The 24,465-nt window shown below is 42.0% G+C and carries 23 protein-coding genes and 1 pseudogene; 10 read left to right on the top strand and 14 right to left on the bottom strand.

Annotation, left to right across the window (positions count from 1 at the left end; all coding sequences use genetic code 11):
• Window positions 1-38: 38 nt before the first annotated feature.
• The 4 genes from BM126_RS05190 to BM126_RS05175 all read right to left on the bottom strand — a co-directional run bounded on the left by BM126_RS05190 (window position 39) and on the right by BM126_RS05175 (window position 3,798).
• The gene (locus tag BM126_RS05190; RefSeq protein ID WP_090988541.1) at window positions 39-683 is read right to left on the bottom strand and encodes a PspA/IM30 family protein; all 645 of its coding nucleotides are present in this window, start codon (window positions 681-683) and stop codon (window positions 39-41) included.
• 22 nt (window positions 684-705) lie between these two features.
• Complete coding sequence (locus tag BM126_RS05185; protein ID WP_090988540.1) at window positions 706-1,053, bottom strand: lmo0954 family membrane protein; 348 nt, start codon at window positions 1,051-1,053, stop codon at window positions 706-708.
• 341 nt (window positions 1,054-1,394) lie between these two features.
• Window positions 1,395-2,303 (bottom strand): phosphotransferase, encoded by a 909-nt coding sequence (locus BM126_RS05180; protein ID WP_177201317.1) that lies wholly within the window; start codon window positions 2,301-2,303, stop codon window positions 1,395-1,397.
• Between the two features lie 124 nt (window positions 2,304-2,427).
• Window positions 2,428-3,798 carry a DEAD/DEAH box helicase gene (locus BM126_RS05175; protein ID WP_090988538.1) on the bottom strand — a complete coding sequence of 457 codons (1,371 nt, stop codon included), beginning with the start codon at window positions 3,796-3,798 and terminating at the stop codon, window positions 2,428-2,430.
• Window positions 3,799-4,148: 350 nt separating this feature from the next.
• Here BM126_RS05175 and BM126_RS05170 point away from each other — a divergent pair, with 350 nt between their 5' ends.
• Window positions 4,149-5,447, top strand: coding sequence for an NCS2 family permease (locus BM126_RS05170; protein ID WP_090988537.1), 1,299 nt, complete (start codon window positions 4,149-4,151; stop codon window positions 5,445-5,447).
• Between the two features lie 52 nt (window positions 5,448-5,499).
• Here BM126_RS05170 and BM126_RS05165 read toward each other — a convergent pair whose 3' ends face one another.
• From BM126_RS05165 to BM126_RS05150, 4 genes are all read right to left on the bottom strand, one after another.
• Window positions 5,500-6,492, bottom strand: a complete 993-nt coding sequence (locus BM126_RS05165) for a hypothetical protein (RefSeq protein WP_090988536.1) — start codon at window positions 6,490-6,492, stop codon at window positions 5,500-5,502.
• Window positions 6,493-6,513: 21 nt separating this feature from the next.
• Window positions 6,514-6,753 (bottom strand): hypothetical protein, encoded by a 240-nt coding sequence (locus BM126_RS05160; protein WP_090988535.1) that lies wholly within the window; start codon window positions 6,751-6,753, stop codon window positions 6,514-6,516.
• Between the two features lie 650 nt (window positions 6,754-7,403).
• Entirely contained in the window at window positions 7,404-7,985 is a 582-nt protein-coding gene (locus BM126_RS05155; RefSeq protein ID WP_090988534.1) for a hypothetical protein, read from the bottom strand.
• A gap of 8 nt (window positions 7,986-7,993) precedes the next feature.
• Window positions 7,994-9,187 (bottom strand): ParM/StbA family protein, encoded by a 1,194-nt coding sequence (locus BM126_RS05150; protein ID WP_090988533.1) that lies wholly within the window; start codon window positions 9,185-9,187, stop codon window positions 7,994-7,996.
• A gap of 537 nt (window positions 9,188-9,724) precedes the next feature.
• On the opposite strand from BM126_RS05150, the gene BM126_RS05145 reads away from it, so the two are divergent.
• From BM126_RS05145 to BM126_RS05135, 3 genes are all read left to right on the top strand, one after another.
• Window positions 9,725-11,266 carry an FAD-dependent oxidoreductase gene (locus BM126_RS05145; RefSeq protein ID WP_090988532.1) on the top strand — a complete coding sequence of 514 codons (1,542 nt, stop codon included), beginning with the start codon at window positions 9,725-9,727 and terminating at the stop codon, window positions 11,264-11,266.
• 107 nt (window positions 11,267-11,373) lie between these two features.
• Window positions 11,374-11,565, top strand: coding sequence for a hypothetical protein (locus BM126_RS05140; RefSeq protein ID WP_090988531.1), 192 nt, complete (start codon window positions 11,374-11,376; stop codon window positions 11,563-11,565).
• The gene (locus BM126_RS05135; RefSeq protein ID WP_090988530.1) at window positions 11,566-11,766 is read left to right on the top strand and encodes a YwbE family protein; all 201 of its coding nucleotides are present in this window, start codon (window positions 11,566-11,568) and stop codon (window positions 11,764-11,766) included.
• Window positions 11,767-11,805: 39 nt separating this feature from the next.
• Here the strand turns inward: BM126_RS05135 and rluF are convergent, their stop codons facing one another.
• The gene (gene rluF, locus BM126_RS05130) at window positions 11,806-12,492 is read right to left on the bottom strand and encodes a 23S rRNA pseudouridine(2604) synthase RluF (RefSeq protein WP_090988529.1); all 687 of its coding nucleotides are present in this window, start codon (window positions 12,490-12,492) and stop codon (window positions 11,806-11,808) included.
• A gap of 131 nt (window positions 12,493-12,623) precedes the next feature.
• Between rluF and BM126_RS05125 the strand changes: the two genes are divergently transcribed.
• Window positions 12,624-13,253: an SIMPL domain-containing protein gene (locus tag BM126_RS05125; RefSeq protein ID WP_090988528.1), complete on the top strand. Its 630-nt coding sequence runs from the start codon at window positions 12,624-12,626 to the stop codon at window positions 13,251-13,253.
• 53 nt (window positions 13,254-13,306) lie between these two features.
• On the opposite strand, the gene BM126_RS05120 is transcribed toward BM126_RS05125, so the two are convergent.
• On the bottom strand, window positions 13,307-14,566 hold the full coding sequence (locus BM126_RS05120; protein ID WP_090988527.1) for a M14 family metallopeptidase: 1,260 nt from the start codon (window positions 14,564-14,566) through the stop codon (window positions 13,307-13,309).
• Window positions 14,567-15,668: 1,102 nt separating this feature from the next.
• Between BM126_RS05120 and BM126_RS23235 the strand changes: the two are divergent.
• The 5 genes and pseudogenes from BM126_RS23235 to BM126_RS05095 form a co-directional block, all read left to right on the top strand.
• Window positions 15,669-16,196 (top strand): annotated as a pseudogene (locus tag BM126_RS23235) (methyl-accepting chemotaxis protein); the annotation flags it as partial.
• 185 nt (window positions 16,197-16,381) lie between these two features.
• A complete protein-coding gene (locus BM126_RS05110) occupies window positions 16,382-17,161 on the top strand; it encodes a transporter substrate-binding domain-containing protein (RefSeq protein WP_090988525.1) in 780 nt (259 codons plus the stop codon).
• Between the two features lie 33 nt (window positions 17,162-17,194).
• Window positions 17,195-17,860 carry an amino acid ABC transporter permease gene (locus BM126_RS05105; RefSeq protein ID WP_071350983.1) on the top strand — a complete coding sequence of 222 codons (666 nt, stop codon included), beginning with the start codon at window positions 17,195-17,197 and terminating at the stop codon, window positions 17,858-17,860.
• A gap of 12 nt (window positions 17,861-17,872) precedes the next feature.
• Window positions 17,873-18,616 carry an amino acid ABC transporter ATP-binding protein gene (locus BM126_RS05100; RefSeq protein WP_090988524.1) on the top strand — a complete coding sequence of 248 codons (744 nt, stop codon included), beginning with the start codon at window positions 17,873-17,875 and terminating at the stop codon, window positions 18,614-18,616.
• A gap of 276 nt (window positions 18,617-18,892) precedes the next feature.
• Complete coding sequence (locus tag BM126_RS05095) at window positions 18,893-20,545, top strand: glutamine--tRNA ligase/YqeY domain fusion protein (RefSeq protein ID WP_090988523.1); 1,653 nt, start codon at window positions 18,893-18,895, stop codon at window positions 20,543-20,545.
• A gap of 303 nt (window positions 20,546-20,848) precedes the next feature.
• Here the strand turns inward: BM126_RS05095 and msrB are convergent, their stop codons facing one another.
• From msrB to BM126_RS05075, 4 genes are all read right to left on the bottom strand, one after another.
• Window positions 20,849-21,820 carry a peptide-methionine (R)-S-oxide reductase MsrB gene (msrB, locus tag BM126_RS05090; RefSeq protein WP_090988522.1) on the bottom strand — a complete coding sequence of 324 codons (972 nt, stop codon included), beginning with the start codon at window positions 21,818-21,820 and terminating at the stop codon, window positions 20,849-20,851.
• Between the two features lie 188 nt (window positions 21,821-22,008).
• The gene (locus BM126_RS05085) at window positions 22,009-22,611 is read right to left on the bottom strand and encodes an AmiS/UreI family transporter (protein WP_090988521.1); all 603 of its coding nucleotides are present in this window, start codon (window positions 22,609-22,611) and stop codon (window positions 22,009-22,011) included.
• 115 nt (window positions 22,612-22,726) lie between these two features.
• Window positions 22,727-23,911, bottom strand: a complete 1,185-nt coding sequence (locus tag BM126_RS05080) for a NupC/NupG family nucleoside CNT transporter (protein ID WP_090988520.1) — start codon at window positions 23,909-23,911, stop codon at window positions 22,727-22,729.
• A 104-nt stretch (window positions 23,912-24,015) separates the two neighbouring features.
• Window positions 24,016-24,414, bottom strand: a complete 399-nt coding sequence (locus BM126_RS05075) for a cytidine deaminase (RefSeq protein ID WP_090988519.1) — start codon at window positions 24,412-24,414, stop codon at window positions 24,016-24,018.
• Window positions 24,415-24,465: the final 51 nt, after the last annotated feature.

Here is a 24,465-nt window from a genome sequence, read left to right as displayed (position 1 = left end):
GCAGATTTCTGCGCCTCTTTAAGAATACCACGATTGCTTTAAGAAATAGAATGGGTTTCTTTATTTTTCAATTCCTTTTCAAGGCGGGCAATCCTGCCGTCAATGGTTTGATGGTGATAAGAAGAATTAACCGTATCTTCGAGCCTTTCAAGGTATTGCCCCATTTCTTCAAACCGCATAAATGGCTTATCCGCATTGCTTTCTGTATCCAGCACGCTATTGATTTTATAATGTGCTCTGGCAGCATTCTCGCGCCCCATCAGCTCCAGGCGTTTGATATTCATATCTTTTAATTTATGCTTCATTTCTTCGTACTTCTGTTCAAGCTCCTGCAGCTGATTCTCTGCATCATGAAGAGCCGTTTTTAAGCGCTCAGCACGCTTTTCGTATTGATCAATTTCACGCTCAGCAAACTCCTGCAGACCGGTTTCCCCGGCCTTGGCAGCTACCTCTGCCTGATGCTTCCGTTTGCCGGCTAAATTAAGCGCATATGCCAATTCCCGTGTAAACTCTTCCTTCAGCTGGTATTGGCGCTCTACAAGCTTGCGTACCTTTTCTGTTTCCTGTTCGCTTTGGCGCATATATTGATTCAAGACGGCAATTGGATTCTTCTTTTCCTTTTGATCCAGAAGTTCATGAAAATCAGCAGCAATTGTCTCTTTTAATCTTGTAAATACGTTCATGTTTTTTCTCTCCCTTTTCATATTAGTTTTTATTTAAATCTGCCCATTGTTTCTCGAAATTAATAAAAGGATCTTTTTCTCCGCTAACTTGCTCACTTTTTGTTCCGTTCCATTTCTTATAAAAAAAATACAGAACAAGGGCGGCAGCAATGCCAATAACAGATGGAATATTTGCGATCGCCGCAGAAAGTGCAGCGAGGGAAATGATTGCCCAAATTACTTTTCCCCATGCGGATTCTGCTTTAATAAACTGTTTGAACACAAAATATAAAATCACCAGGCTTATTGCCAAGCCAGCCAGTGGGCCAACATTCGCAAGCAGTATCATCGCCGCAATAACACCCGCAGCTGCTAATCCGAATTTTTTCATATTTATTTTCCTCCTTTCAATCTATACTCCAAGTTTACCTGCCTTCCCCCTTTTTCATAATGAGCTCTGGCCATATTTTCATATAAGGCTTGAGGCGTACTATTTGCGAATGTGCCTTTTACTAGTCACTAAAAAGCATGGTCAGGTTGATTGGAGCGTAAAGCCGAGACTCCTGCGGGATAAGCAGGAAGGTGAGAACCCGCAGGAGCAGCTGAGGGAGGCTCACCGCCAGCCCCGCGGAAAGCGAGCATCCTGAAGCGGAAATCCGCCACCTTGTTTCATAGCAGCTCAGTTCCCGAAAACAGCCAATAAAAAAAACCCGGCATCCGCCGAGTTATGTTTCAATCAAGCATTGACAGCTTCAGCCCTTTTCTGGCCAGTGCAATCAGAGTATCATCTTCTTGATCATGGCCGTAAAGGAACAGGTTAATAAGCGTATATACTGACTTGAAGCGTGCTAATATTTCTGTTTCCCTATCTATTTCTCCGTAAATCGAGAAAAACTCTTTGCGTGTATCTGGAGGAAAATAACTATAAATAAAGGAAATGTCCACTGCCGCATTTCCTAAATGAACATCTCCCCAATCTATGATTCCATAAAGCATGCCCTTTTCATCTAAAATGACATTGCGGACATGGATGTCTCCATGAACTAATTGATTTCCACTATTATTATTTACTGTTTCTGCATGATACAGGTACTCACCTGCAATTTTCGCGTCATCTGTGTATCCGGCATCAAAAAGTTGTTTGATATTGGAGGCGAGCTTTTGCTTTCGCACCTGCATATTAATCCGTCCCATAGAATCAGGCAAGACTCCCAGGGCACGGGCCTTTTCTTCAGGAAAATCATGAAGGGCTCTCAGAAAATATGCCAATTTCCTAGCTGAAACTGCCCGTGCCTGGTGTGATTCATCTACAGGCAGCTTCCCCTTTACAAGACGGTATCCAGTAAAAAGAAAAGGAAAAATTTTTTCAGGCTTTCCAAGAAAAATGGGCTCGGGTATTTTTAGAGGCAGCACTGGAACAAGAGCAGGAAGCAGCTTACTTTCTGTGCTTAACAGCGGCACAGCGATATCACGGCGCGGAAACCTGAATACATATTCGCCATTTACTCCAAAAACAGTATTATCGAATCCTTTGCCCAGTATTGTAACATTCGCTGGACAAAGCTCAGGAAACTGATTATGAATAATGCTCCTTGCGGTGTCAGCACTAACGGGATATTCGGCTTGCCATGGCTTATTCATAGGCATGCTCTCCATTCATGTTTTTTTCAAAGTGGCTCTGTTAATCTTTTCCGGTATTTCTGCAGACGCGCCATTTAACTGGTTAAAAACCCTATCTTCCTCTGCACCCGTTGCCGCTTCTATCCTATCGTCCGCTTTCCCTGCCGCGGCGGCCTTCAGGACGGGAACTTGAAGTTTCCTGCCTTTTCCTCCGGTCTTCACTGCCATTTCGCTTATCGGCCCTGCGCTGGCCGCTGCGGGATTCTGAACGGGAACTATCGCCATCAGTGCGGCTGCCCCGGCTTCTCTGGCTTCCGCTGCTTTCACGGGAGAATTCTTTCCGTCCTCTTTCTCCTGATCCCTGTCTAGCCTTTTTTTGTACCTCATCCGGCTGATTCATATGAATTCCTTCAATTTTCCTTCTCGGAATTTTCATGGAAATGCCTTTTTCAATGTCACCCAGAAGCTGAAGATCTTTGGTAGCGATAAAAGTTACAGCCAATCCATTCTCACCAGCTCTCCCAGTCCGGCCGATTCTATGGATATAGCTTTCAGCATCCTCAGGGATATCATAATTAAAAACATGTGTAATTCCTTCAACGTCCAATCCGCGTGCTGCAACATCTGTCGCTACCAGATATTGAATGGAAGCATTGCGGAAATTCTTCATGACACGCTCTCTTTTCGCCTGGGAAAGGTCACCATGAAGCTCCTCGGACTTATAGCCTGCTCCCTTTAAAGCTTCATTCAGCTTGGATACTCTCCTTATAGTCCTGCAGAAAATAATAGCCAAAAATGGCTGTTCTTCATTCATCACTGTAATAAGTGTATCCTGTTTGGCACGATCTGTTGTTTCAATTGCCAGCTGCCTGATCTTCTCTACCGTTATCTGCTGAGATTTCACTGCCACCGTAATCGGCTGGCTCATGAATCTTCTTGCCAATGACTTCACTTGATCCGGCATTGTTGCAGAAAACAGCAGCGTTTGCCTGTCAGATGGAAGCTGTTCTATAATTTCTTCCACTTCCGGCAAAAATCCGATATGAAGCATTTGATCTGCTTCATCCAGAACCAGCTTTTCTACATGGGACAAATCAATCGTACCCCTCCTGGCATGATCCAAAAGCCTGCCTGGTGTGGCAACCACCACAGATATATTGCGCTGAAGCTTTTTCATCTGCCGCTCAACATCCTGGCCCCCGTAAACTGCCAAGACCTCAAAGCCATCAATATGCTCTGCAAAGTTATTCAGTTCTTGTGTAATCTGAAGGGCAAGCTCCCTGGTAGGAGTAACAATCAATGCTTCAATGGACGAAGACTCTATATTCCATTTTTCCAATATCGGAAGCAAAAAAGCAAAGGTCTTTCCCGTTCCAGTCTGTGCTTTGGCAATAACATCTTTTCCTGACAGTATTTCAGGAATTGCCTGTTCCTGAATGGGTGTGGGTTCCATGATGCCCCGTTCCTTCAATATATTTTCAAATGCCGGGCTGATTCCAAGCTGATTAAATTTCATATCATACCTGCCTATTCTAATAATGATTTTTGTCTAGTATAACATTCCCATTATAAGCTTGCTTTTGAAACTTTCCTTGTTTGTCCAATGTTTCGAAAACAGCACTTCACCTTTAAAATATCCCTTTTAACGCGTTTTTTCCCGGGAACAAAATTTATTTTTTGATTTGAAGCGTTTACACGCCGATAATCGGTGACACTTAACCTTTACATGATTGTGCTTTTCACTGTAATTGATTATAATTTATAGGATTTTTCATTTTTGAACAAACTAACAATATTCAAGCTTTGGAGTAACGTTTTCCTCCTTGCTATATGCAAGGAGGTTTCTATTTTAAAAGGAGTGGCAGCATGTTCAAACTTCAAGAAAGAAAAACAACGGTTAAGACTGAGGTTTTAGCCGGGATTACGACATTTCTTACTCTGGCCTATGTGGTTGTCGTCAACCCAATGATCCTATCCGATGCTGGCGTGCCTTTTAACCAGGCCTTTTCAGCAACCATCATCGCTACCTTAATTGGTACATTGAGCATGGCCTTCTTTGCAAATTACCCAATTATTATCGCGCCTGCGATGGGATTAAATGCATACTTCGCCTACTCTGTTCTGGGAACGCACCATATTCAATATGCCATTGCGTTTTCTGCCGTATTCGTGACAGGAATCATTTTCTTAATTTTATCGCTGACATCTTTCCGTTCAAAGCTCATTGCAGCGATTCCCAATAACTTAAAACATGCAATCAGCGCAGGAATCGGATTATTCATCACCTTCATCGGTCTCCGTTTATCCGGAATCGTAGCCGATCACCCTACTAATTTAGTGACCCTTGGAAACTTCAGCGACCCTAAGGTGGCACTTACACTGATCGGTTTAGTTATTTCCATTATCCTAATGACGTTAAATGTACAGGGGGCATTGTTTATAGGGATGGTTATTACCGGGGCAATTGCTTACTTTACAGGACAGCTGCATTTCACTAAAGGCATTATTGCTTTGCCTCATTTGCCAGAAGGCATTGTCGTTTATAACCCTATCACCTCTGTTAATGATGTCATTCATTATGGGCTGTATGGAGTCGTCTTTTCCTTCCTGCTCGTCATGCTCTTCGATACGACCGGCGCGCTGCTTGGCATTGTACGGCAGGCGGGATTACTTAAAAACGAAAAATTAGAGAAGGCAGGAAGCGCCTTTTTTGCTGATTCAATTGGTACAGCCATTGGCGCCATGTTTGGCACAAGCCCGACAGCTGCCACTGTTGAATCCTCTGCCGGTGTCGCGGCAGGAGGCAAAACAGGGCTGACAGGCATTACAGTTGCCGTATTATTTTTGATTACCGCTTTTTTCAGTCCTTTGGTCGGCGCGCTTTCAGGTGTCGCGGCCATTACGGCGCCCAGCCTGATCATAGTCGGCAGTTTTATGATAAAAAACATTTCAGAAATTAACTGGCATGATTTCGATGAGGCATTTCCAGCCTTCCTTGTTATTGTCAGCATGCCTTTAACATCAAGCATAGCCAACGGAATCGCACTTGGATTCATTTCATACCCGATTATGAAACTTGCCAAAAGGAAGTATCGCGAGGTCCATCCCCTGGTTTACATTTTTGCCATTTTATTTTTATACCAGCTGATATTCATCACGAGGTAACTGAATATTGACAGGCAAAAAACCGTTCGCTTTTTACAGCGAACGGTTTTTTTTAGCCTGCATTTTGTTCCTGCAGGCTCTCTTGATCGGATTGTCCATGCTTTAAAGTCAGGATAAGCGGTGTAATGGCGCCGATAAGAGCAACGGGAATAATCTCCCACAGAACTGCCGGCGGCGTTATCAGCACTCCTGACTTGCAGATAGCGTAAAGTGCGGCGAAGTATAAAACACTTCCTGCCAACCCTGCTGCCCAAGGAATTTTTTTTATGAGCAAATAGCATAAAGGAATGAATAATAGGGTAATAGGCACATATGACGTTGGATAGCCGACTTCAAAAAAGATCAGCTTGCCGATAAATCTTAAACCTATATACAAGGCAGCTGCTGCGAGCGGAATTCGGGAATTCCGGAAATACCGGATCACAAAAACAGTGAATAAAGATACTACAGCCGTTGAATAGAGCGGATACAGCCATGGCGCAATTCCGCCGAAGATCTGCGATGCCGGATCAGACAGCAAATCCAGTATCTCCTGTGAAGCAATGGATTTCCCATGGATATATTGATCATAAGAAATAGATCCGTTTTCCTGCTGCATATTCGGGAAAACAAGGCATTCAAGCAGGAACATAGCAAACCATGTGTGATAGGATTTCCATCCAGGCTTAGTGCCTTTAGTATATAGGTGATAGCCGCGCCACACGCCAGCAATCATGATTGCAGTCGCTATATAATAAACAAAGTGCGTTGGGCTCCATGTTGTAAGATCAATTCCATAAGCAATGTGATAGCTGAAATCCAGAGGGATTCCAATCAGGAATAAAACATAGCCAATTGTAGCAATATTTCTTGATAAACCGTCCATATATTTTAGCTTTCTCCACTCCTGAAAAAGCAAAAAAGCGCCAATCGCAAAACCAGCAAAATTAACAATATGAGGGATAGAGTATTTCTCAAATAAATACTTAAAGTGATAAGAAGCATCCCAGGCTGACCCCGCAAATTTCAGAAAAAAAGCGATAACCCATAATCGGTAGAATTTCAAAATTCCAGCCTCCTATTCTTTCTAGCCTAACAAATCAAAAGCACTTCCAAAAATTAAAACCAGCACATAGTTAACCAGCAAAGAAATCCCGAAGATGATAGCAATTTTCCGCCCAGTTCTTTGTTTGAACAGCTTATAAATAAAAATGAATCCAGTTATCACCATAAAGAGGTTGCAAACAAGCAAAAGCCATAGCTGAAAATCATTTTCCACGTGGGCATCTGCAGTAACATGCGCTAATACCAGCGGCAAGAATCTCATTTTACTACCCTCCAAGCATATCGTTCCATGTAGTACCCATTTGCCTGCACGAGTGCATGCAAATATTAAAAGACCGGCAAACAGGAAAAATTCCAGCATGAAAGCTTCCCCAATTATATCATCGATATGGACCAAATTGGAGATTAATAGAGTTTATTTTACTAGAAAGATGTTAATATCATCCACATTCCAAGGATATCACTTCATAAATAGCTTATAAAATCATTCAAATAACCTGCCATTAGGCGACCTTCTGCATAGAAAAATCGGCTTTTTATGAAAGGCTGTTTTCGTAAACTTTGTTGCTGCCTGAACAAGGGGTTGATTTCCGCTTCAGGATGCTCGCTTTCCGTGGGGCGGGCGGTGAGCCTCATAAAGCAATGCTTACGGGGTCTCACCTTCCCGCTAATACCACACTGTCGAACCTTACACTCCAATCAACCTGGTTTAACAACAGGATCGCTTCACAGAACAATTAAAAAACAACAATCTTTAAGCAAAGAGCCTTATGAAAAAACCAGGATGTATCCGTAAACTTTGCTTCGATGAAACAAGGCGGCTTGATTAAAAGCGGGGCAGTCTCTAAAAAAAACTATAATAAATGAGCCAATAACAAAAGCGCCTGCAATGAACAGACGCTTTTAGTAATGTTATTTATTCATTTGAGCCAGAAAGTCACCTAATAAATCATCAAGGCTTTCTTCCTGTTCTTGTTCCTCTTCTAACTTGCCAGAAGAATCCTGATTAAGAGAGGACCAATCAAAATCGTCCAGGTCCTGATCATTATTGTTTTTTTGCGGTTTCTGCGCAACCGTCTCTTTCTCTGCCTCAGAAGGAGAAACAGATGGAAAATGGTCTTGCAAGTAAAGTGCTTCATCAATTTCCAGAGCGCTGCTGTTCAAAGATGCAAGCAAAGATGTTGCCCTCAGCGGATCTGACAGCAGCTGAAAAAGGATGCTTCCAAGCATTGCTTCAGAATGGGCATGCTTCAGCCAATCACGCTGAGATTTATTCAGTTTCTGCGGGAGAGGGATGGAGATCATCTCTCTGTCCTGTACAGACTCATTTCCCACTCCATCTAAAACATACTCAGCCACTTTACTGGAAAAATTTCTTTTCTCTTTTTCCTTTAACTTCTGCAGCTGCCTTAATATATGATCAGGCACATCAGAGGGGATGCGGAATGTGATGGCTTGTCCCCTTTGAATTTCTGAAGAATTTGGTTTTTTCATTTTATCACCTATTTAGCAGATCCGGCTTTTTGTTCTTCCTTTTTGGTATCTGCTTTTGCAGCTCTTGAATTTCTCTTGGCGAATTCTGAGATCAGCTTATAATAAGCATTTGCCATCATCCAGATGCTCTCTTTTTCATCTTCAAAAAAGTCAATATTATAGCCATCCAAGTTGTTGTTCAATGTCTTTAGATAATCTTTAAGTACAATAGCTCCTCCACCAACAAAGTAGCAGATTTCAGTCTGGGAATTCTTCTGCCAGACATTACGCAAGTGGCGGTACTGTTTTTTTGCAAGCTCGCCGAGTATGCGGTCAGTGATATCATGTACACTTGTCCTGCTTCCCCGCACCATAATATGGTTTCTATCATTCTTCTTTGTAATGATTTCAACCACGTCTCTTCTGCTATCCAATTCAACTCCATGCTTGGAGCGGATTTCTTCTCTGATTGCCTCGAGCGCTTCCGCCACACCTAGATTAAATCCCTGGGCCTTATCATCATCCACTTTGCGGTTCTTGATTACAGCGATGTCTGTAGATAATCCGCCAATATCCTGAATAAGAATTCTTTTGTCTATTAAATCTCTGTTTATGATATTTGAATCATTGTCCATAACCAGATTTATGAATGCTGCAAAGCCCTCTGGATAAATTTTGACCTCATCAAATCGGATATTCACCTTTTTCCCCTGATACTTAGGAGTTACAAGGAATTCAACCTGATGGACAGACCCAAGTAGACGGGAGCGGTAGCCGACATCCTTTCCTTCCTTTACTTCACGAAGGGGCAATCCTGTTCCTAATGTATAATTTGCTTCAACAACGGAATTATTCGACTTGAAAACTTGATTATTCTCTTCCTTCACTGCATCAAGTGCAAGTGCAGCAAAAAGCATGATTAATGTCTGGTCTTCTTCCGACTTGCTGCTTCCTGGATCTAACTCAGATGGATTGTCAGCTTTTGTAGCCAGGTTACCCACACGATAGATGGCATTGTTATCCTGAAGGGCAGGGGAGTGGACCCTAATATGAATACCTTCAATAGGATCATTGTCATCCAAATCTTCAATACCGATTACCGGGCGGTCTTCTATATCTCTTGCGATGACATTCGGTATGTAAAGCTCAGAATCCATTTTTCCAAACAAAGCTTTAATTGCATCATTTCCTACATCAACTGCTGCGATTCTTGAGTTACTCATCAAACCATTCCTTCCCTTATAAAAAATGATAAAACTCTTAACATGCTCTATTCACTTTTTATCGGCCTTACACGGCCATCTTTTTTTTATGAGCTTTTTCTACTTACAGAAAAACTCTTACACTAAGAATAAAAAAAATACCACGTTTGGTCAATACTTCTTTAGTTGCATACTTTTATGTATACATGTAAACAAATTCGTGTACAAGATATTTAAAATTGTATACATCCCGTCGTATCAACATGTATACACATTTGTACACATGTAAACAATAATTGTATACAACGCACACAAAAATGTTTACAAGTATACAAATTTGTAAACATACAAAATTTAGGTGCTGTCCTCCTGTCCTCCCCTCCTTCCTTATCCCCCTGCAAAATAAAATGACGAAAGACACGTATTCAATAAAATGGTAATTGGTATTTCTTAAAGAAGCGATGAACATTTAACTCTGTAAAAACCGTGTATAAATTTCCAATATGGGTATGGTAATAAATGGACTTAATCTGATTAAAAATACAGGAGGGGTTATTTATGGCTGACAAGCCGCAAAGCCTGCCGAAGTACCCGGAATCTTATTGGAGAGATCATATTACCATTCCGTCTTTTTCTAAATTAGAAGAAGATATAGAGACAGAAGTAGCGATTGTAGGAGGAGGAATAACCGGCATAACAGCTGCTTATCTTCTAACCAAGGCAGGAGTTCCAACAGTTCTTATAGAATCAGGGGAACTGCTGAACGGTACCACAGGCCATACAACAGCTAAAGTGACTGCACAGCATGGATTGATTTATGATCGCCTGATAAAGGAGCATGGCCAGGAATGCGCAAAATTATATTATGAAGCAAATCATGAAGCAATGAACTTTATTAAAAATCTATCAGAAGAGCTGCATATTGATTGTGACTTAACCATTGAGGATGCTTATGTATACGCACAATCAAAGGAGTATTCAGACCGTATTATTGATGAATTAAAAGCATATAAATCTCTGGACATTCCCGGAGAGTTTGTTGAATCGCTTCCTTTCTCCATTCCATGCACAGGTGCAGTTGTGATGAAAAACCAGGCTCAATTCCATCCGGTAAAATATCTTGCCGGATTAATTCCATCCATCGAGCAGTCGGGGGGAAGAATTTTTGAGCATACAGCAGCTATGAAAGTGGAGGATGGCGACAATCCCGTCATCATTACCGACAACAAGAAAAAAATACGCTGCAGTTATCTGATTACAGCTTCACACTTCCCTTTTAATGATGAAATGGGACTATACTTTGCCAGAATGCATGCAGAAAGATCGTACGTGCTTGGTGTAAAAATGGATGAGGAGTATCCTGGAGGCATGTATGTTAGTGCAGACAGCCCTTCACGTTCACTGCGATACACTATGGTGGATGGAGAACAGCTGATCTTAGCCGGCGGGGAAAGTCATAAAACAGGACAGGGCATATCAACACACCAGCATTACGAAGAACTGGAGAAGTTCAGCAGAAACCACTTAGGCGTAAAGGAAATTCCATACCGATGGTCAGCGCAGGACTTAATCACTCCAGACCATCTCCCCTATATTGGCCCGATAACCGTAAACCATCATAATATATTGGTAGCTACAGGCTATGCCAAGTGGGGAATGACCAATGGAACTGCAGCAGCAAGGATTCTTACTGATCATATTTTAAAAAGAGAAAATCGATATGCAGACTTATTTCATCCCAGCCGTGTTAAAGGGGTTAAAAATCTCATCAAGGACAATGCAGATGTTGCGAAGCATTTGGTTCAGGGCAAATTTGCTATTGTACACAAAAATCCAGAAGACCTTGCGAATGACGAGGGAGCCATCGTCAAGGTTAATGGACAGAAAGCTGGCTGCTATCGTGATCCAGAAGGAAAGCTTCATATAGTCGACTCCACTTGTACACACATGGGCTGTGAGGTGGAATGGAACAGCGGCGACAGATCCTGGGACTGCCCTTGCCATGGGTCCCGATTCTCGGTTTCAGGGGAAGTCCTTGAAGGTCCTGCTGTAGAGCCACTGAATGTTATAGAAAACCAAAATCATCAGGACCTTGACTAATTGTCCTTTCCTTCATTAAAATGCATGGGTAGTGAAAATAACTCACAGCTGGCAGGCATTATCGATTATACTGTAGTTACCGCATACCTGCTCAGGAGGGATATTATATGAGTGAATCAGAACAATCAGCACCTAAAAAGAAAATAAGCCTGCAAGAGGCCATTAAAAAACAGCTGGAAAGCAAGAAAAATCAGGGAGATTCTGGAAAATCAACTATCAACTCTTCCCAAACAACAAAAAAAATGAAAAGCCAGCAAACAAAAAAAGCAAATAATCAGCGAAGAAGAACAGGTGTTTAAATGAATGGACAGAACCGCAAAGACATTATCCCCGGAACAGCAGTGGATATTGTCTTAAAGGCAGACCAGCGAACAGGAAAACTTACCAGCGGCATTGTGAAAGATATATTGACAAATTCCCAATTTCACCCGCACGGAATTAAAGTCCGGCTCACGGATGGCCAAGTGGGAAGAGTACAGGAAATTAAAAAGCAGCCTTAAAGTAAAAAGCATTCAGAATGTCATCTGAATGCTTTTTCTTTATAATTTATTCATCAAATCCTGAAGTTCGCCGGCAGTAAGATTGCGCCAGCTGCCAGATTTAAGTTTATTTAAATGAATATTCATGATCCTGACCCGTTCAAGCTTGTCTACACGGTAATCAAATGCCTGGCACATTCTCCTGATTTGGCGGTTCAGACCCTGTGTCAGAATGATCTTAAATGTCCTGCTATTAATCCTGTATACCTCACAGGGCTTTGTAACTGTATCCAAAATTTCCACTCCGCTTGCCATTCCCTTTAAAAAAGAATCAGTGATAGGCTTATTAACAGTGACAATGTATTCCTTGTCATGGTTATTTTCAGCCCGCAAAATTTTATTAACAATATCCCCGTCATTTGTCAGCAAAATTAATCCCTGCGAATCTTTATCAAGTCTCCCGATTGGAAAAATCCGCTCTGGGTAGCCGATAAAATCAATGATATTCCCCGGGACATGAAGCTCAGTCGTACTTGTGATACCCACCGGTTTGTTCAATGCAATGTATACCGGCTTTTTCTTTTCTCCAAGAGGCCTGCCGTCAACCCTGACATCATCATCTGGCCCAGCCTGGCTTCCGAGCTCTGCCAGCTTGCCATTAATGGTTATTCTTTTTGCCTCAACAAGCTTGTCTGCCTCTCTTCTGGAACAATAGCCTGTTTCACTAATAAATTTATTAATTCTCATCTATTCACATTCCTTATATCACTAAAATTACGTTCATTGTAACACATCCGGCACTTAAACTCGAAAAAGCGAATGCTGTTCCAGCTCAAGCCGTATACTAATATACCTCCATAAAAGGAAGTGGAATATGCATGCCTCAAAAAGAACATAAGCTGATTTCTGTTTCAGGAGAAGGTTCTGTGCCTGCAGTACCTGATCAGGCTGCCATAACACTCGGTGCGGTCACAGAGTCCAAGGATCCGGCATCCGCACAGAAAGAGAACAATAAGTCTATCACAGACATCCTCTCTGCTTTGGCCGCTAAGGGAGTTAAGAAGGAAAACATGAAGACCATTGAGTATAGAGTAGAACCTCTTTATGATTATGCGGAAGGAAAAACGGTTCCTGCCGGCTACAGAGTGACTCACATGATCCGGATCATAACCGATGATATTGAACAGTCAGGAGAGCTGGTAGATACAGCTGTCCAGCATGGGGCAAATGCGGTTGCCAGTGTCAGCTTCACCTTAAAAAACCCGGAAATGTATTATAATAAGGCATTCACCCTTGCATTGCTGCAAACAAGGAGTAAGGCAGAAGCCGCAGCAAAAACATTAAGGGTTTCCCTTAACGAAAAACCTGTACATGTCCAGGAACTTTCCCAGTCCCCTCAGCCATTTTCCTATCAAAGTGCTGTTTTCTCCAAAAGCCCCGGTGCTCCCATCCAGCAGGGAGAACTGCTTATTTCAGCATCAGCCAAAGCGGACTATACGTACCAATAAGAAACAAAAATGCAGTGTAATTGGCTCCATGCCACATACACTGCATCTTTTGATTAACGATTCATAATCCCGCGGTTTACAAGCACTCCGGTAAGGCCTTGACGGAAATCCCTTACTGCTTTTTTGCGCCATTTTTCATCAGTTGGGTAAAACATCTGCAGATACCTGTTCCTGATTATTTTTTCTGTTATCTTGCTCGTTGAACCATGCTGATATAGACGATTTTCATCAATTGTATTTTTTAGAGATTGTATGGAGGCGGGCATATCTTCCCCTAATGTTCCAAACTCGAATGTTGTGGAATACAGCGTTTTATGAGGTGCAATGGATTGTTTCAGTTTATTAAAGTATTCAGTATTATCGCCATTTGTCACATAATAATCTTCAGCATCCGGTGTTAAAACCAATGGATAGTTAAAGGCCTTCTCTGCCTCTTTTTGATTCATCGTTTCATTGCTGGAGCTGAAAATGCTCATTTGGCTGCGCGGGCCATACCCTGTGTGGAGGTCCACATGAACAATATTGCTATACGGTCCCTTAAGAATGCTTTTATACAGCTTCTTTAATAGCTTAGTAGAATCAGTATCGCTGTTCCCTCCAAAATAAACACCATTAGGATTTGTATATTGCCCTGTCAGCAAAGCATCCTGAATTTTTCCTGTACCTGAAAAGACCGCTTCTTTTCCGAGACCAGCATAAAACCCAATTTCATGCAGTGTACTGTTGCCAAGCCCGCTGTTTTTTTCAAAAAATGCGGCAAGATCACTATAATCCTTATTTTTGTTAAGATTGAATGTTTTCCAGTTATATATAAAATTGCGGTTAAGATCTACATTATTTTCATTATAGCGCCGGAAATTTTTCATTCCCCATGGATTTACCGAATGTACAATCACGATTCCCGTGTTCTCAGGGTTAATCTTTGATAAAAATTCATGCTGAAATACATCGAGCATGGCAGATCCCTGATAGCCCTCGATTCCATGCACGCCTGCTGTAAGCACAATCAGGTTCTTCCGTGTTCCATTTGCATCAGCCATCATATAATCCTGTGTTAAGCCCGTTTTTCCTACCTGGATTTTTTTGTATTGAACACTTTTCCAGGTTTTCTTAAGCATTGATTCATAGTTTAGAAAACGGTTCAGTGACTGATCGTAGGTATTAATATAATACGATAATTCTTTCCCATCCCCCACCTCCTGAGATGCATCTGCTTTAGACAGCTGAAGCAATACGGGGGGAATCACCCATTGGATAAGGATGATACTGAGTAATACAGTAATTAATACTACATATCCACTTTTCTTTTTCATGCGTCTCTCCTGCAAAATATATTTTTCCTTATAATACCTTAATTACTATGAATATGTATAATTTACTATATTTATCATAACAGCTATATTAAAATGGTAAATAGTTCAAAAATTTAAGTCATACAGGAGCGTTAACATGGAAAATAAAACTGCTGTTCGAAGTGAGGAAATGGTAAACAAGATCATCTTTCGTATATTCCTGGCAGCTGCCGTACTCATGGCGCTAAACGATGTTTTTCAAATTGTACTTTACGGTATGCCAAAGCTTAAGGTCATGAATGTTCTTTATAATCTTCAGTTCATTTTGTTCCTTGTGCCGGCTATGTATTATAAATTAGGCAGGGACGCCAGGAAATTCAAAAGTTTATCACTAATTTCCATGCTTCTCTTTGCCTTTATCCTGCATACTGATTCCTGGGTCAATGTTCCATTTGTCTGGCTGATTCCCTTAGGCCTTGCCAGTTTATATGCCGATTATTCTCTTATTAAAAAGACATTATTTTTAACAGTTCCCCTATTGGTTCTGTCTCAATTCACACATTACTATTTTGCAGACCGGATGATTATCGAATCAAGCATTCACCGCTCCATTTTGACTTCGGTCTACTATGGCGTTCAATTTATATTGGTAGGTATTATTTTTCTGAACAGCACAAAACGGGCAAGAAAAACTCTTGAGAATAGCGAGCAGCTTGCAGCGGATATCCAGGCTGTCCTGGAAACCGTTAAAAATTCCTCCATTCAGCTTAATCAGAATGTTTCAAGCCTGAATCAAAACATATCCGATTCAACCGGCGCCCTTCAGCAAATAGACGGATCTGTCCAGGGGATCCATACGGAAAGCCAGGACTTCTCGCATATCATTGAAGATACAGAGGAGAAGGTAAATGACATCATCGGACGTTTAAGGGAAAACTCTGAAAAAGCAATTGAAATCAAAAGTTATACCAATCATGTTTCAAAAATGGCGGAAGAAAATAAAACAGCTCTTGAAAATACCGCGGTCCATATCGGGGAAGTTAAGCAGGCATCAACAAAGTCCAAATACGCGGTTACAGCTCTTGATCATAAAATAAGCGATATCACGGAGGCGCTGAATTCCATCTCTGCAATTGCCAGTCAGACGAACCTGCTGGCCTTGAACGCCGCAATAGAAGCTGCAAGAGCCGGTGAACAAGGGAAAGGCTTCGCAGTCGTTGCTGATGAAGTCCGCAAGCTTGCTGAGCAATCTTCACAGTCTTCCCAGTTCATTCAGCTGCTGCTGAAGGAAATAATGGATGAAAAAGATAAAGTCATAGAATCACTCAATGAAACAGACTCCATAGTTGATTCCAATGTCACAGCCATCACCGCCTCTATAGACGGATACGATGAATTAGTAGGCCTCCAGAAGGTGATGAATGCTCAATTGCAGGAAATGGCAGGTTCAATTAATCAGCTATCACAGAATGGCAGTGTTATTTCTCTATCAATGGGTGATCTTCGGGAAAAGCATGCTAAAAACAACGGCAGCATCACGGAAATTGCTACAGCCATCGAGCAGGTTTCAGCAACCTTCCAGGAAATAGCTGCAAATGTGGAAAATGTGCATGAAAAATCAAGCAATTTACATGAACTTCATAATCTTTAATTCGAAAAACCTGCATGGATGAATGCAGGTTTTTTTGTACTTCCCCTTCCTTCTCAAGTCTCCATCTTCCCTATTGGCTTATCAATTAATGGAAATTAGTTAACTAGCGGATTACCAAGGAAAGATTAGGGGTATGGAAATAACTAAGCTGAAAATTTATGTAAAAAGGGGGCTAATTATACAGCATGAAAAGAAAAATGACATTTTTTCTTTCTACCGTTCTCCTGCTGGGTCTTTTGGCAGGCTGTGCTGAGAAAGATCAGTTGCCGGATGGCGCCAAGCTCATCCATAAAGGTGAATTCGTATTTGCGGCTTCCGGCGAATTTAAGCCGTTCAGCTATGTAAAGGATGATATGTCTTTAACCGGATTCGACATTGAAGTAGGACGTGCCATTGCCAAGGAATTGCATCTGAAGCCAGTCGAAAAAAGGATTAAGTTCAAGGGAATCGTAGAAGGAGTTAAAACAGGCCGGGCTGATGCCGCGGTAGCCAGCCACACTATTAATCCGCTGCGGAGCAAACATGTTTCATTTTCAACGCCCTATTACTACTCCGGACCGCAGATTTTTGTAAGGCCGGACAGCAAAATTAAAACGGTCCAGGATCTAAAAGGAAAAGAAGTGGCTGTTGCAAAGGGTTCTACATATGCTGATACAGCAAAAAGGTACACAAGCAACATAAAAATGTATGACAGTGACATAACTGCTTTGAAAGCATTAAGCGGCGGCAGGCATGATGCCGTAATTACAGATTTCGTAACAGGAAAAACCGCTGCCAAGGAAGGGTTCAAAATTACGGGACGCCAATTGATCGAACGAAGCGAACAGGCTGTCGTTCTTCCGCAGGATAATCCCCAGCTTGTTAAAGATATTAACAAAGCGCTTGAGAACCTCCGCAAAGACGGAACTCTTGCCAGAATTTCAAAGAAATACTTTGGTGAGGATATCACAAAGAAGCCTGAGTGAACCAAAAGTCCAGAAAGAAAGGAAGTTGTCCATTTGCCTAGTTTTTCTCATTTTTTCGACACTTTATTTGGCTCGACCAATGTATTTGTCGATGCCATGCTCCTGACTTTGGAGCTGACAGTCGTATCTGTTTTAATCGGTATTGTGATCGGCCTGTTTTTTGCACTTCTTAAAATTTCAAATATTAAAGTTCTGGAGTATATCTCCAACGCCTATATCTATCTCATCAGGGGAACACCGTTAATCGTGCAGATCTTTATCCTATACTTCGGAATCAGCGGCATTTTCCTGCTTCCTGATTTCTGGGCAGCTGCACTGGCTCTTGCCCTTCATAACGGCGCATACATAGCGGAAATTTTCCGCGGAACGATACAATCCATTGATGAAGGACAAATGGAAGCCGGCCGATCCCTGGGAATGAGCAAGTCACTTACGCTTCGCAGGATCATCCTTCCTCAGGCTCTTCGCAGGGCATTGCCGCCGCTTGGGAACCAGTTCATCATCGGCTTGAAGGATTCATCACTGGCCGCCTTCATTTCAATGAATGAATTGTTTAACGTTTCTACAACGCTCGGTTCCAATAATTTTGACGAAATGACGTACTTGCTGATCGTGGCCGTTTATTATTTAATTCTGGTTGCGATATTAACGATTGCTGTGAACCTGATTGAAAAGAAACTGGCAGTCAGCGACCGATAGGAGGATGCTTACATGGAACAAAAAGTGATGATAAGAATTAAAAACCTGAACAAGTCCTTCGGTGACTTGCACGTTTTAAAAGATATAGATATGAAGGTCCTTGAAAGTGATGTAGTTTGTCTGATCGGTTCAAGCGGTTCCGGAAAAAGCACCCTGCTCCGCTGCCTGAATTATCTCGAAAAAAAGGACAGCGGCCAAATTATCATTGAAGGCAAGGAAATCAATCCCGGCAAACAGGATATCAATAAACTAAGAGAAAAAATCGGCATGGTATTCCAGCACTTTCAGCTGTTCCCGCATATGACCGTCCTTGAAAATGTAATTGAAGCTCCCATTCATGTCAAAAAGGTATCAAAAGACACAGCCATTCAGGAAGCACATGAGCTATTAAAAAAGGTTGGCCTTGAAGATAAGGCGGATGTGTATCCAAGCAAGCTTTCAGGCGGACAGAAGCAGCGCGTTGCCATTGCCAGGGCTCTCGCCATGAAGCCTGACATTCTCCTTTTCGATGAACCTACATCCGCGCTTGATCCGGAGCTGGTGGGCGAGGTTCTTGCAACCATGAAGCAGCTTGCCGATGAAGGAATGACAATGGTTGTTGTTACGCACGAAATGGGCTTTGCCCGGGAAGTAGCTGACTGGATTGTCTTTATGCACGAAGGCAAAATCGTAGAAAGCAATAGCTCGTCCCAATTCTTTGATAACCCAAAAGAAGAGCGCACAAAAGAGTTTCTTCAAACTACATCTCTTAAGTAAAAGTTATAAGGCTGTTCCAAAAGGTCCCATTTACAGGACCTTTTGGAACAGCCTCTTTTTTTAGAAAAAAAAGCTTTTAAACAGAAAATGTCAAGGCTGACGGACTTTCAGCTCAGAACATGGAAAAAAGTCTGTATTTATGGTATATATACAGGTAAAATTATATGATATAGATTTGCTCCCTTTACGAAATTTAAAAGGCGCATGCATATGCCCGGCGCTATGAGATCCTATTATCATGATATATATCCTTAAACACGAAAGAGGTCGAAACAGTTGGAACATAACTCTTCGAATTTTATCAGAAATATCATCCAAGAAGATTTAGAGACTGGAAAACACGAGAAAATTGTCACTCGTTTTCCTCCTGAACCAAACGGATATTTACATATTGGACATGCTAAATCCATTATCCTGAACTTTGGCGTGGCGGATGAGTTCAACGGAAAAACAAACCTGCGTTTCGATGATACTAATCCTTTAAAAGAAGATATTGAATATGTGAATTCCATCAAAGAAGATGTAAAATGGCTTGGCTATGATTGGGACGGACTCTTCTTTGCTTCGGATTATTTTGGCGAAATGTATGACAGAGCCGTGCTTTTAATCAAAAAGGGCTTGGCTTATGTGGATGACTTGAGTGCAGATGAAATCCGCGAATTCCGCGGAACACTGACTGAACCTGGAAAAGACAGCCCCTACAGAAACCGCACAGCAGATGAAAACCTGGAACTGTTTGAAAAAATGCGCGATGGCGCATTTGCCAATGGAGAAAAGGTTCTGCGCGCGAAAATTGATATGTCTTCGCCTAATATCAACCTGCGCGACCCGGTTATTTACCGAATTTCACACACGGAGCACCATAACACAGGCAATAAGTGGTGCATTTATCCAATGTATGCCTTCGCACATCCGCTTGAAGATGCCATTGAGGGTGTGACCCATTCTCTTTGCACGCTCGAGTTTGAAGACCAGCGTCCGCTATACAACTGGATCATTGAACAATGCGAAATGGAAAACAAGCCTCAGCAGTATGAATTTGGCCGGCTGAATCTTTCCAACACCGTAATGAGCAAGCGCAAACTGAAACAGCTTGTTGAAGAAGGATATGTAGACGGCTGGGATGACCCGCGTATGCCGACTGTTTCCGGTCTTAGGCGCAGAGGATATACACCAGAAGCCATTCGTGCGTTCTGCCATGAAATCGGCGTCTCCAAAGCATATGGAACAGTGGATTCACAGGTACTGGACCACTTTGTAAGGGAAGACTTAAAGCTGAAAGCACCTCGTACAATGGGTATTCTTGATCCGTTAAAAGTAGTGATCACAAATTATCCTGAAGATGCAGTTGAAATGCTTGATGCGGAAATCAACCCGGAAAATCCTGAAATGGGCACACGCCAGATTCCATTTTCACGTGAAATATATGTAGAGCGCGATGATTTCATGGAGAATCCTCCAAAGAAATACTTCCGTCTGTTTCCGGGCAATGAAGTCCGCCTGAAGCATGCTTATTTCATTAAGTGCGAAGAAGTAATCAAAGACGATGAAGGCAATGTTATTGAGCTCCGCTGCACATATGATCCTGAAACAAAGAGCGGTACAGGATTCACTGGACGGAAGGTAAAAGGAACTCTTCACTGGGTAGATGCCAAACATGCGATTCCTGCTGAATTCCGTATTTATCAGCCTTTAATCTTAGATGATGAAACAGAGGAAGAAGAGGAAAAAACATTCCTTGAACGAGTAAACCCTAATTCCCTGACTATCCTTAACGGGTTTGTAGAACCAAACATGAAGGAAGTAAAACCTCAGGACAAATTCCAGTTCTTCAGGCACGGATACTTTAACGCAGATCCGAAAAACACAACAAAAGACCATATCGTCTTCAACCAAATAGTAGAACTGAAAAGCTCATTTAAACTATAAAGCGGAAGCGCCTTTTCAGAGGAACAAAGACTAAGAACGCCGCGTCCTGCGGCAACGTCTTTGTGACCCCCATCCTGGGGGCCCTTGACAAGCATAAGACGCATCAGAATAGAAGGCGCACTTTACCTTCAATTCTGATGTGGCTTATGACCTCGAGAGGCTAGGCACTGCAGCTGGATTAAATAAAGCAGAAGCTCCTGGTCAGAGGAACAAAGACTAAGAGTGCCGCGTCCTGCGGCAGCATAAGACAAGTAAAAAGCCTGAATCTCCAGCTGCCGGGATTCAGGCTTTTTTCTGTCCTTATTATTTGATCCGGAACAGCAGCAGCAGATCCCCATAGCCCTGCTGTTCCATCTCTTCCCTTGGTATAAACCTTAAAGCGCTGGAATTTATACAGTAGCGCTGTCCTTCAGGTCCTGGTCCGTCTGGGAACACATGGCCAAGGTGTGAGTCCCCTTCCCTGCTCCTAACCTCTGTCCGCGTCATCCGGTGGCTCAGGTCCACGGTTTCTTTTACACTTGCATACATAATGGGTTTTTTGAAGCTGGGCCAACCGCACCCGCTGTCATATTGGTCCCGGGAGCTGAACAGCGGTTCTCCCGAAACAATATCCACATATATGCCTTCTCTTTCATTGTCCCAATATTCATTCTCAAAGGGAGGTTCTGTGCCGTTTTCCTGCGTGACACGGAACTGGAGTTCTGTAAGTTTTTCTTTTAAAGCTGAAAGATCCCTGGGCCAATGCTCTTTTAAATATGATTCCCTCCCTGATCCCCTGCGATAGAGGGCATAGCGAAAAGCATTCTTTTTATAAAAATCCTGGTGATATTCTTCAGCATGATAAAAGACTCCTGCCGGTAAAATTTTAGTGACAATTTCTTTTTTAAACCTGCCACTTTCCTGAAGCAGCCTTTTAGAGGCTTCAGCCTCCCTTTTTTGGTTTTCATTACTATAAAAGATAGCTGTCGAATAGGAATGCCCTTGGTCTGAAAACTGGCCAGCTTCATCTGTAGGATCAATTTGCTTCCAATACACATCAAGAAGTTCTTTGTAGGTAATCTTATTGGGATCATATAGAATTTCCACTGCCTCCAGATGTCCAGTCACTTCTGATGTTACCTGTTTATATGTTGGGTTTTCTGCAAAACCGCCTGTATATCCCGATATGACCCGGATAATCCCTTCCTTTTCATCAAAGGGCTCAACCATGCACCAAAAACAGCCCCCTGCAAATATGGCCCTTTCAGCGGAGCGTTCATGCTGAGCTGATATCATATGATTTTCCCTCCTCTTCATCCTTTATTTACACAAACAGGCATAAGCCCCGTTATTTCAATACTGAGCAACGCTGGAGTTTCACTATTATTATAAAGGGTATGTTTCTGCAAATTAAACCAGACAGCTCATCCAAACTAAAAAGGCAAACGAGCGGGAATGAACATTCCTTGCCGTTTGCCGGGACATTAAGAAGCATATTGTTTTCTGCGCTGCCAGCTGAAGGTCAGATAGCAGAAATATACGATGGCACCAAGTGAGATGACATAATTTACTAGAGCCACTGTTTCTGCTGCTACTCCTGTCAGATTGAGTAATGAGGGTATTGTCAGTGTGACCCATGATAACACGATAGCGACTCTTCCGACATACTCATCAATATCTTTGCCGCGGGACATAGACAGGTAAAACAAGAACCAGAGATATGCCCACATTATCCATGTCAATGCACTTGATAAATCTCCAAAGTGAATGATTGAAACAGCAGCATATACAATGGCTGCAATGCTTACCCACAGCGAATAATAGCCAAGTCCGCTGCCATTCAGGTCCTTTATCGTAGTAACACCAACGTAGAGATACGTTAACCCGAATAAAAAGATACTGGCGTTATTGTATAGCTCCCAGTTGCTTTGATCCGAAACAACCGCCAAATAAAACGGAGAAACAGTTTGAATCGCCCCTACGAATAAGTTGAAATATGCAACGCTTTTTCCATCTGCTTTTCCAAGCAGCATTAGTCCATTTAAAAATAAAACTGCGCCTGATAAAAATAATCCTATTGTACCCATATGTCACTGTGAAAAGCTGCCTTTTCACAATCCCTCCTTATTATTCCATAATTATATTGCTAAAAAAAGAAAAGGCAGTTCTCCTTCTTTCATGAAGGAGAATTGCCGTATTTTATTATTTGATTATAAGACTTACAATGATTGATGACAATACACTTACAAGTGTAGCGCCATATAGAAGCTTTAATCCAAAACGAGCTACTGCATTACCTTGTTTTTCGTTCAGCCCTTTTACAGCTCCCGCAATGATTCCGATGGAAGAGAAGTTGGCAAAAGAAACAAGGAAGACAGAAATGATTCCTACAGTTCTTGAGCTCATTTGTGAAGCAGTTTTGCTTAGGTCAAGCATTGCCACGAATTCATTGGTTACCATCTTTGTAGCCATGATTCCGCCAGCTTTAACTGCTTCTCCTGCCGGTATTCCCATAAGGATGGCAAATGGAGAGAAGATGTACCCCAAGATCTGCTGGAAGCTGATTCCGAAAATCATGTCAAACAGATTGTTAATCGCAGCCATTAATGCTACGAAACCAATTAGCATGGCAGCAACAATGATTGCAACCTTAAAGCCGTCAAGAATATATTCACCCAGCATTTCAAAGAAGGACTGTTTTTCTTCTTCTTGAACAATAAGAATATCCTCTTCATCAGCAATCGTGTAAGGGTTAATGATAGAAGAGATAATAAATCCTCCGAACAGGTTGATTACAATGGCCGTTACCACATATTTAGGTTCAATCATTGTCATATATGCACCAACGATGGACATAGATACTGTGGACATGGCAGAAGCACATAGCGTGTATAGACGCTGAGATGTTAATTGGCCCAGCTGTTTTTTCACAGTGATGAAAACTTCTGATTGGCCTACCATAGCAGAAGCTACCGCATTGTAAGATTCAAGCTTGCCCATACCGTTTACTTTGCTCAGCAGGAACCCGATCCATTTCATGATGAAAGGCAGGATCTTAAAGTACTGGAAGATTCCAATCAGTACAGAAATGAAAACAATTGGAAGCAGCACGTTCAAGAAGAATGGCCCTTCCCCTTTATTGGCAATTCCGCCGAACACGAAGGAAATTCCTTCTCCTGCATATTCGAGGAGCTTGGAGAAAACATTCGCAAAGGCTTTTATAATAATGTAACCGAATTTAGTATTCAATAAGAGAAAGGCAAGAACAATCTGGATGATGACCATCGTTATGATAGGCTTGATTTTCACTTTTTTACGGTCGCTGCTTGCAAGGAATGCAAGTCCAAAGACCACAATCAGGCCGGCAATCGCAATTAGATATTTCATGATGTACCTCCGCAGGATGATTTAAATTACTGTATGTGCATGCCAAAAGCATGCTTACGTATATCTTGTTTATTCTTTGTACTGACTTCCTGAATTATAACTGATTACTGATTCAAATCTGATGCAGCAAAATACCCTGGTAGCAATTGCTTAATCGTTGTTTCAGTGACATCGCCTTTAAGATTGGTCAGGTAAATTTTTGTGTTTTCATCTGAGAATTCTGCAATTACCTGTCTGCAGGCTCCGCATGGAGAAACCGGGCCTTCTGTATCACCAACCACCGCTATGGCCTGGATACCTTTTGCGCCTTCTGATACTGCTTTGAAAATAGCTGTCCGCTCTGCACAATTTGTCAGGCCATATGAAGCATTTTCAATGTTGCACCCTTGATAAACACGGCCGTCGGCAGTCAGGAGGGCTGCTCCCACCTGAAATTTCGAATACGGTGTATATGCCTGCTTTCTTGCTTCTATTGCTTCTTGTATTAATGTTTTTTTATCCATATAAAACACTCCGTTTCTTCAAATATGGAACGCATTCATCCTAAAATATAC

It is taken from the genome of Bacillus sp. OV322 (assembly GCF_900112495.1).
Lineage (GTDB): Bacteria > Bacillota > Bacilli > Bacillales > DSM-1321 > Peribacillus.
This window is presented reverse-complemented; position numbering and strand designations above follow the sequence as displayed.